Annotated in this window: 14 protein-coding genes; all 14 read left to right on the top strand. The window is 64.5% G+C overall.

The annotated features are described in order from the left end of the window. Nucleotides 1-123 precede the first annotated feature (123 nt). From A2X88_11065 to A2X88_11000, 14 genes are read left to right on the top strand one after another with little or no spacing between them, the layout of a single operon-like run. Nucleotides 124-432, top strand: coding sequence for a 30S ribosomal protein S10 (locus A2X88_11065; GenBank protein OGP35663.1), 309 nt, complete (start codon nucleotides 124-126; stop codon nucleotides 430-432). Between the two features lie 47 nt (nucleotides 433-479). Then, entirely contained in the window at nucleotides 480-1,115 is a 636-nt protein-coding gene (locus A2X88_11060) for a 50S ribosomal protein L3 (GenBank protein OGP35661.1), read from the top strand. Between the two features lie 17 nt (nucleotides 1,116-1,132). After that, nucleotides 1,133-1,756, top strand: coding sequence for a 50S ribosomal protein L4 (locus A2X88_11055; protein OGP35660.1), 624 nt, complete (start codon nucleotides 1,133-1,135; stop codon nucleotides 1,754-1,756). After that, nucleotides 1,753-2,040 (top strand): 50S ribosomal protein L23, encoded by a 288-nt coding sequence (locus A2X88_11050; GenBank protein ID OGP35659.1) that lies wholly within the window; start codon nucleotides 1,753-1,755, stop codon nucleotides 2,038-2,040. Before A2X88_11055 ends, A2X88_11050 begins: the two co-directional genes overlap by 4 nt. A 27-nt stretch (nucleotides 2,041-2,067) precedes the next feature. Next, on the top strand, nucleotides 2,068-2,889 hold the full coding sequence (locus A2X88_11045) for a 50S ribosomal protein L2 (GenBank protein ID OGP35658.1): 822 nt from the start codon (nucleotides 2,068-2,070) through the stop codon (nucleotides 2,887-2,889). Nucleotides 2,890-2,908: 19 nt separating this feature from the next. Then, complete coding sequence (locus A2X88_11040) at nucleotides 2,909-3,190, top strand: 30S ribosomal protein S19 (GenBank protein OGP35657.1); 282 nt, start codon at nucleotides 2,909-2,911, stop codon at nucleotides 3,188-3,190. Nucleotides 3,191-3,217: 27 nt separating this feature from the next. Then, the gene (locus A2X88_11035) at nucleotides 3,218-3,550 is read left to right on the top strand and encodes a 50S ribosomal protein L22 (protein OGP35656.1); all 333 of its coding nucleotides are present in this window, start codon (nucleotides 3,218-3,220) and stop codon (nucleotides 3,548-3,550) included. A 30-nt stretch (nucleotides 3,551-3,580) separates the two neighbouring features. After that, a complete protein-coding gene (locus A2X88_11030) occupies nucleotides 3,581-4,231 on the top strand; it encodes a 30S ribosomal protein S3 (protein OGP35655.1) in 651 nt (216 codons plus the stop codon). Nucleotides 4,232-4,243: 12 nt separating this feature from the next. After that, the gene (locus A2X88_11025; GenBank protein ID OGP35654.1) at nucleotides 4,244-4,654 is read left to right on the top strand and encodes a 50S ribosomal protein L16; all 411 of its coding nucleotides are present in this window, start codon (nucleotides 4,244-4,246) and stop codon (nucleotides 4,652-4,654) included. A 6-nt stretch (nucleotides 4,655-4,660) separates the two neighbouring features. Next, nucleotides 4,661-4,861 carry a 50S ribosomal protein L29 gene (locus A2X88_11020; GenBank protein ID OGP35653.1) on the top strand — a complete coding sequence of 67 codons (201 nt, stop codon included), beginning with the start codon at nucleotides 4,661-4,663 and terminating at the stop codon, nucleotides 4,859-4,861. A 1-nt stretch (nucleotide 4,862) separates the two neighbouring features. Continuing rightward, on the top strand, nucleotides 4,863-5,144 hold the full coding sequence (locus tag A2X88_11015) for a 30S ribosomal protein S17 (GenBank protein OGP35652.1): 282 nt from the start codon (nucleotides 4,863-4,865) through the stop codon (nucleotides 5,142-5,144). Nucleotides 5,145-5,168: 24 nt separating this feature from the next. Next, complete coding sequence (locus A2X88_11010; GenBank protein OGP35651.1) at nucleotides 5,169-5,537, top strand: 50S ribosomal protein L14; 369 nt, start codon at nucleotides 5,169-5,171, stop codon at nucleotides 5,535-5,537. 20 nt (nucleotides 5,538-5,557) lie between these two features. After that, a complete protein-coding gene (locus A2X88_11005) occupies nucleotides 5,558-5,896 on the top strand; it encodes a 50S ribosomal protein L24 (GenBank protein ID OGP35650.1) in 339 nt (112 codons plus the stop codon). Nucleotides 5,897-5,933: 37 nt separating this feature from the next. Continuing rightward, nucleotides 5,934-6,473 (top strand): 50S ribosomal protein L5, encoded by a 540-nt coding sequence (locus A2X88_11000; protein ID OGP35649.1) that lies wholly within the window; start codon nucleotides 5,934-5,936, stop codon nucleotides 6,471-6,473. The last annotated feature ends 9 nt before the right edge of the window (nucleotides 6,474-6,482 follow it).

Here is a 6,482-nt window from a genome sequence, read left to right as displayed (position 1 = left end):
CCCCGGTGGCGATGGAGAAGGAGCTGCGGTTCGCGATCCGGGAGGGGGGCCGCACCGTGGGCGCCGGGGTCGTGTCGGAAATCCTGGAATAACGCGAAACGAGGAGAGGAAGATCCCGTGACGATCAACCAGCAGAGAATCCGGATTCGACTGAAGGCATTCGACAGCAGGCTTCTGGACAAGGCGACCGCCGAGATCGTCGAGAAGGCCCGTCAGACCGGCGCGAAGGTGGCGGGGCCGATTCCGCTTCCCACGAGGATCGAGCGGTTCACCGTGAACCGCTCCCCGCACGTCGACAAGAAGAGCCGGGAGCAATTCGAGATCCGGACCCACAAGCGGCTGCTGGACATCCACGAGCCGCCGGCGGCGACGATCGACGCGCTCATGAAGCTGGATCTTCCGGCGGGAGTGGAAGTCGAGATCAAACTCTGAACCAGGTCGGGCCGGAACCACCGGGGCGAGGCGATAAGGTGCAGACCATGATTACCGGAATCATCGGGAAGAAATTGGGAATGACCCAGGTCTTCGACGGCGAGGGGAGGGTGATCCCCGTCACCGTGATCGAGGCGGGACCGTGCACCGTGGTGCAGAGGAAGACGCGCCAGAACGACGGGTACGAATCGGTGCAGCTGGGATTTGGGCGCAAGAAGGCGCAGCGAACCGGGAAGCCTCTTACGGGGCATTTCCGGAAGGCGGCGCAGGGAGCGTTCTCCGAGCTGCGGGAGTTCCGGGTGGTCGGGGAGGCCCCTCCGGAAGTCGGCCAGGAGGTCCGGGTCGACATGTTCCAGGAAGGGGACTTCGTCGACGTGACCGGCCACACGAAAGGTCGCGGCTTCACCGGCGTGGTCAAGCGATGGGGGTTCCGGGGTGGAAGAGCGTCCCACGGCTCGATGTTCCACCGGGCGCCCGGGTCGATCGGCGCTTCCTCGTGGCCTTCGCGGGTCATCAAGAACATGAAGATGGGGGGACACTACGGGAACGAGCGGGTGACGGTCCTCAACCTGAAGGTGGTCGGCATCCAACCCGAGAAGAACCTCCTTCTCGTCCGGGGCGCCGTTCCGGGCGCCAGGAACAGCGTGGTGCTGGTGCGCCGCGCCGTGAAAAAGAGCAACTGAGCTCCAGGGAGCGCGAGATGGCAACCGTGGAACTGTACGACAAGGAACGCCGGGTGAAGGGGACGGTCGAGCTTCCGGAGGCGGTTTTCGGCGCACCGGTGAAGCCCCACCTCCTGCATCACGTGGTTGTCGCCCAGCTCGCCGCGAGGCGAGCCGGGACCGCCTCCACCAAGATCCGGTCGGAGGTGTCCGGCGGCGGGAAGAAGCCCTTCCGCCAGAAGGGGACCGGCCGGGCACGCATGGGCAGCACCCGATCCCCCCTGCTCCGGGGAGGCGGGGTCATCTTCGGGCCCCGCCCGCGAAGCTTCGAGAAGAAGGTCAACCGCAAGGAAATGAAGGCCGCCCTCCGGTGCGCGCTGAGCGCGAAGGCCGGAGAGAGCAAGCTGCTGCTCGTGGAGGACCTGGACCTCTCCGCTCCGCGGACGAAGGAGTTCCTCGAGATGGCCGGGAAGCTGGGGCTGTCCGAGGCGCTTCTCGTCACCGACGGGAGATCGGAAAACCTCGACCGCGGGATCCGGAACCTGTCCTCCTACAAGTCGATCCCGGTGGAGGGACTGAACGTGTACGACATCCTCTCCTACGACCAGCTGGTCCTATCCAGGCAGGCGTTCGAGAAAATCAGCGAGGTGCTGGGGACATGAACGTCACGGAGATCCTCAAGCGCCCGCTGATCACGGAGAAGGCCACCCTCATGAAGGAAATCGTGAACGCGGTTTCCTTCGCGGTCGACTCCCGGGCGAACAAGAAGCAGATCCAGGAGGCGGTGGAGAAGCTGTTCAAGGTGAAAGTCGTCGACGTAAAGACGATGAACGTCCCCGGGAAGACGAAGCGCCGGGGTCGGACCGTGGGGCGCCGCCCGGGGTGGAAGAAGGCCGTCGTGGTGCTCAAGCCGGGCGACAAGATCGAATTCTTCGAAGGCGTGTGATGGCCGGACAGGCAAGGAGCCGCTGACATGGGAATCCGGAAGTTCACCCCGACCTCACCCGGGGTCCGCACGAAGACGGTCCTCACGAACGAGGACCTCACGAAAAAGCCGCCGGAACGGGGCCTTCTCGAGAAGAAGAGCGGGACGGGCGGGCGGAACAACCAGGGCCGGATCACCATCTGGCACCGCGGCGGGGGGCACAAGAGGCAGTACCGGAGGATCGACTTCAAGCGGGGGAAGCCGGGGGTGCCGGCGAAGGTGGCGGCGATCGAATACGATCCCAATCGCTCGGCCCGGATCGCCCTCCTCCACTATGCGGACGGCGAGAAGCGGTACATCCTATGCCCCGTCGGGCTTTCCGTGGGAGACACCGTGCTCTCCGGGGCCGACGCGGACATCAAGCCGGGCAACGCCATGCCGATCCGGAATATCCCCGTCGGAACCCTCGTGCACAACATCGAGCTGAAGGTGGGGAAAGGGGGCCAGCTGGCCCGGTCGGCCGGAGCGGTCGCACAGATCCTCGCGAAGGAAGGGAGCTACGCGCAGATCCGGCTCGGCTCCGGAGAGGTCCGGCTGGTGTTCCTGGATTGCATGGCCACGATCGGGCAGGTGGGGAACGTGGACCACGAGCAGGTGTCGCTGGGCAAGGCGGGGCGGAACCGGTGGCTCGGCCGGAGGCCCACGGTCCGGGGAGTGGCCATGAACCCGGTGGACCATCCGCTCGGGGGCGGGGAGGGGAAGTCCTCGGGGGGACGTCATCCCTGCACCCCGTGGGGAAAGCCCACCAAGGGGTACAAGACCCGGAAGAACAAGACGACCGGCCGCTACATCGTGAAGCGCAGGAAATAACGGAAAAGGGGCGCAACCCGTGGCACGATCCGTAAAGAAGGGACCGTATGTCGAGCCGAACCTGGAGCGGAAGCTCCGCAGGGCGATCGACCAGAACGACAAGAAGATCATCAAGACCTGGTCCAGGCGGTCCACCATCACGCCGGACATGGTGGGATTCACCTTCGCCGTGCACAACGGCCGCAAGTTCATGCCGGTGTTCGTGACGGAGAACATGGTGGGCCACAAGCTCGGGGAGTTTTCGCCGACGCGCACCTTCCACGGCCATTCGGGGGACCGGAAGGCCAAGGTGAAGAAGTAGGCGGGACGACGGGGAGGACGAAGGCCGATGGAAGCGAAAGCGACGCTGAGATTCGTGCGGGTTTCCCCGAGGAAGGCCCGACTCGTGGTCGACCTGATCCGGGGAAAGAGGATCGAGGACGCCCGGACCATCCTGCGGCTGGCGAACAAGGCGTCGGCCCGCACCGTCCGGAAGGTGCTCGATTCCGCCATGGCGAACGCGGGGCAGACCGGGGTCATCGACGTGGACAGCCTCTTCGTGAAGAGCGCGTTCGTGAACCAGGGGACCTCCCAGAAGCGATTCCGCCCCGCCCCGATGGGAAGGGCCCACCGGTACCGCCGGCGGACGAGCCACATCACGATCGTGCTGGACGAGCGCTAAACACGGGCAGAACGGAACAGGGAGGCGTCATTGGGACAGAAGGTACATCCGTACGGGTTTCGCCTGGGGATCATCAAGGACTGGAGATCCCGCTGGTACGCCGAGAAGGAGTACGGCGCGAATCTCCAGGAGGATCTGCGGATCCGCTCCTTCGTCAAGAAGCGGTTGACCCACGCCGGGGTCTCCGTGGTGGAGATCGAGCGGAAGTCGAACCGGGTGCACGTCATCATCCACACCGCGAGGCCCGGGATCGTGATCGGAAAGAAGGGCGCGGAGATCGAGACCCTGAAGAAGGACCTCCAGAAGTTCGCGAAGAAGGAGGTCACCATCACGATCCAGGAGATCCGGAGGCCGGAGACGGACGCCCAGCTGACCGCCGAGAACGTGGCGATGCAGCTCGAGCGGCGTGTGGCGTTCCGGCGGGCGATGAAGAAGACGGTTCTCTCCTCGATGAAACTCGGAGCCAAGGGGATCAAGATCAACGTTGCCGGGCGACTGGGAGGCGCGGAAATGGCACGCTCGGAGTGGTACCGGGAAGGCCGGGTCCCTCTGCACACCCTCCGGGCGGATATCGACTACGGGTTTGCCGAGGCGAGGACCACCTACGGCAAGATCGGCGTGAAGGTCTGGATCTACAAGGGGGAAGTGCTCCCCTCCGCCGACGGGTCCACCACAGGATAGGAGACGACTGGGATGCTGGCGCCGAAGCGGGTGAAATTCCGGAAGATGCAGAAAGGCCGCAGGAGAGGGAAGGCGCAGGCCGGGAACAGCCTGAACTTCGGGGATTTCGGGGTCAAGGCCACCACTGCGGGCTGGATTACCTCCCGCCAGATCGAGGCGGCCCGCGTGGCGATGACGCGGTTCGTGAAGCGCGGCGGAAAGATCTGGATCCGCCTCTTTCCGGACAAGCCGATCACGAAGAAGGCCGCGGAAACCCGCATGGGCAAGGGAAAAGGGGCCCCGGAGGAATGGGTGTGCGTGGTGCGCCCAGGGCTCGTCCTCTACGAGATCGAGGGAGTGGACGAGGCGACGGCCCGTGCCGCCTTCCGGCTCGCCTCGCATAAGCTACCGATCCAGACCAAGTTCCTGTCGCGGGAGGGGTAGGCGCGGATGAAGAAGAAGGAACTGAGCGACCTCGTCGTCGAGGAGCTTCGCCACAAGGAGACGGAGCTGCGGGAGGAGATCTTCCGGCTGAGGATGAAGCGGTCCGCCTCCGCCCTGGACAACAAGATGCTGATACGAAACCGCAGGAAGGATCTCGCCCGCGTGATCACCTACCTGCGCCAGAAGGCGGAAGGGGAGGCCGGATAAGATGGAGGCGGAGAAGACCGTGAAGAGCCGTGGGATTCGCAAGACCAAGGTCGGCATCGTCCTGAGAGACCGGATGGACAAGACCGTGGTGGTGCAGGTGGAGCGGGTCGTGCAGCACCCCGTCTACAAGAAGTTTACGAAGCGCCGGACCACCTACAAGGCGCACGACGAGAACAACGAGTACCACACCGGCGACAAGGTCGAGATCGTCGAGACCCGGCCCCTGAGCAAGGAGAAGTGCTGGAGGGTCTCCCGACTGATCGAGCGGCCCGTGGTCCGATAACCGTCCGAACGGGGAGCGTACGCCATGATCCAAATGCAGACAATGCTGGATGCCGCCGACAACTCCGGCGCGAAACGCCTTTGCTGCATCAAGGTGCTCGGGGGAAGCCGGAGGCGGTACGCGAGCGTCGGCGACATCATCGTGGTCAGCGTGAAGGAGGCGATCCCCCACGCGAAGGTGAAGAAGGGGGACGTCTACAAGGCGGTCGTCGTCCGCACGACGAAGGAGATCGGGCGCCCCGACGGGAGCTACCTGAAGTTCGACCAGAACTCGGCCGTGCTCATCAACCCCCAGAACGAGCCGGTGGGAACCCGGATCTTCGGCCCGGTCGCCCGGGAGCTGCGCGCGAAGAAGTTCATGAAGATCATCTCCCTGGCGCCGGAAGTCCTGTAGCCCGGGAGGGAGGGGAAACGATGGCCGAGACGACACTGCACATCCGGAAGAACGACATCGTGAAGGTCATCTCCGGGAAGGAGAAGGGGAAGATCGGGCGGGTCCTGAAGGTGAACCTGGAGAACAGGCGGGTCACCGTCGAAAAGATCAACATGGTAAAGCGACATGCGAAGCCGGGGCAGAAGAACCCCCAGGGGGGGATCCTCGAGAAGGAGGCCCCCCTGGCCTATTCGAACATCCTGGTGATGTGCGACAAGTGCAACAAGCCGACGCGGATCGCGATGCGGTTCGACGCGGAAGGGACCAAGAGCCGGGCGTGCAAGCGCTGCGGCGACACGATCGAGGCGAGGAAAAAATAGCGGATCCCCCCTTCCATGGGGGGCGGGGTGAGAGGTCATGGCCAGACTGCAGGAGCACTACAACACGGAAGTCGTTCCGAAGATGCGGGAGAAGTTCCGCTACCGGAACCCCATGCAGGTCCCGCGGCTGACGAAGGTCGTCGTGAACATGGGGCTGGGCGAGGCGATCGAGAACGTGAAGGTCCTGGAGTCCGCCTCCGAGGAACTCGGCCTCGTCACGGGGCAGAAGCCGGTCATCACGAAGGCCCGGAAGAGCATTTCGAACTTCAAGCTCCGCGCCGGGGTCCCGATCGGGGTGAAGGTGACCCTCCGCCGGGACCGGATGTACTATTTCCTCGACAAGCTGGTGGGGGTGGCCCTCCCCCGCGTCCGCGACTTCAAGGGAGTTTCCCCGAAGGGGTTCGACGGTCGGGGGAACTACACGCTGGGCATCCGGGAACAGATCATCTTCCCGGAGATCAACTACGACAAGATCGACAAGATCAAGGGGATGAACATCACGATCGTGACCTCGGCGCGCACCGACGAGGAGGGGATGGAGCTGCTCCGCCTCCTCGGAATGCCGTTCCGGGCATAGACGCCAGGG

The organism is Deltaproteobacteria bacterium GWC2_65_14 (assembly GCA_001797615.1).
In the GTDB taxonomy this organism is placed as follows: Bacteria; Desulfobacterota; Deferrimicrobia; order Deferrimicrobiales; family Deferrimicrobiaceae; genus GWC2-65-14.
This window is presented reverse-complemented; position numbering and strand designations above follow the sequence as displayed.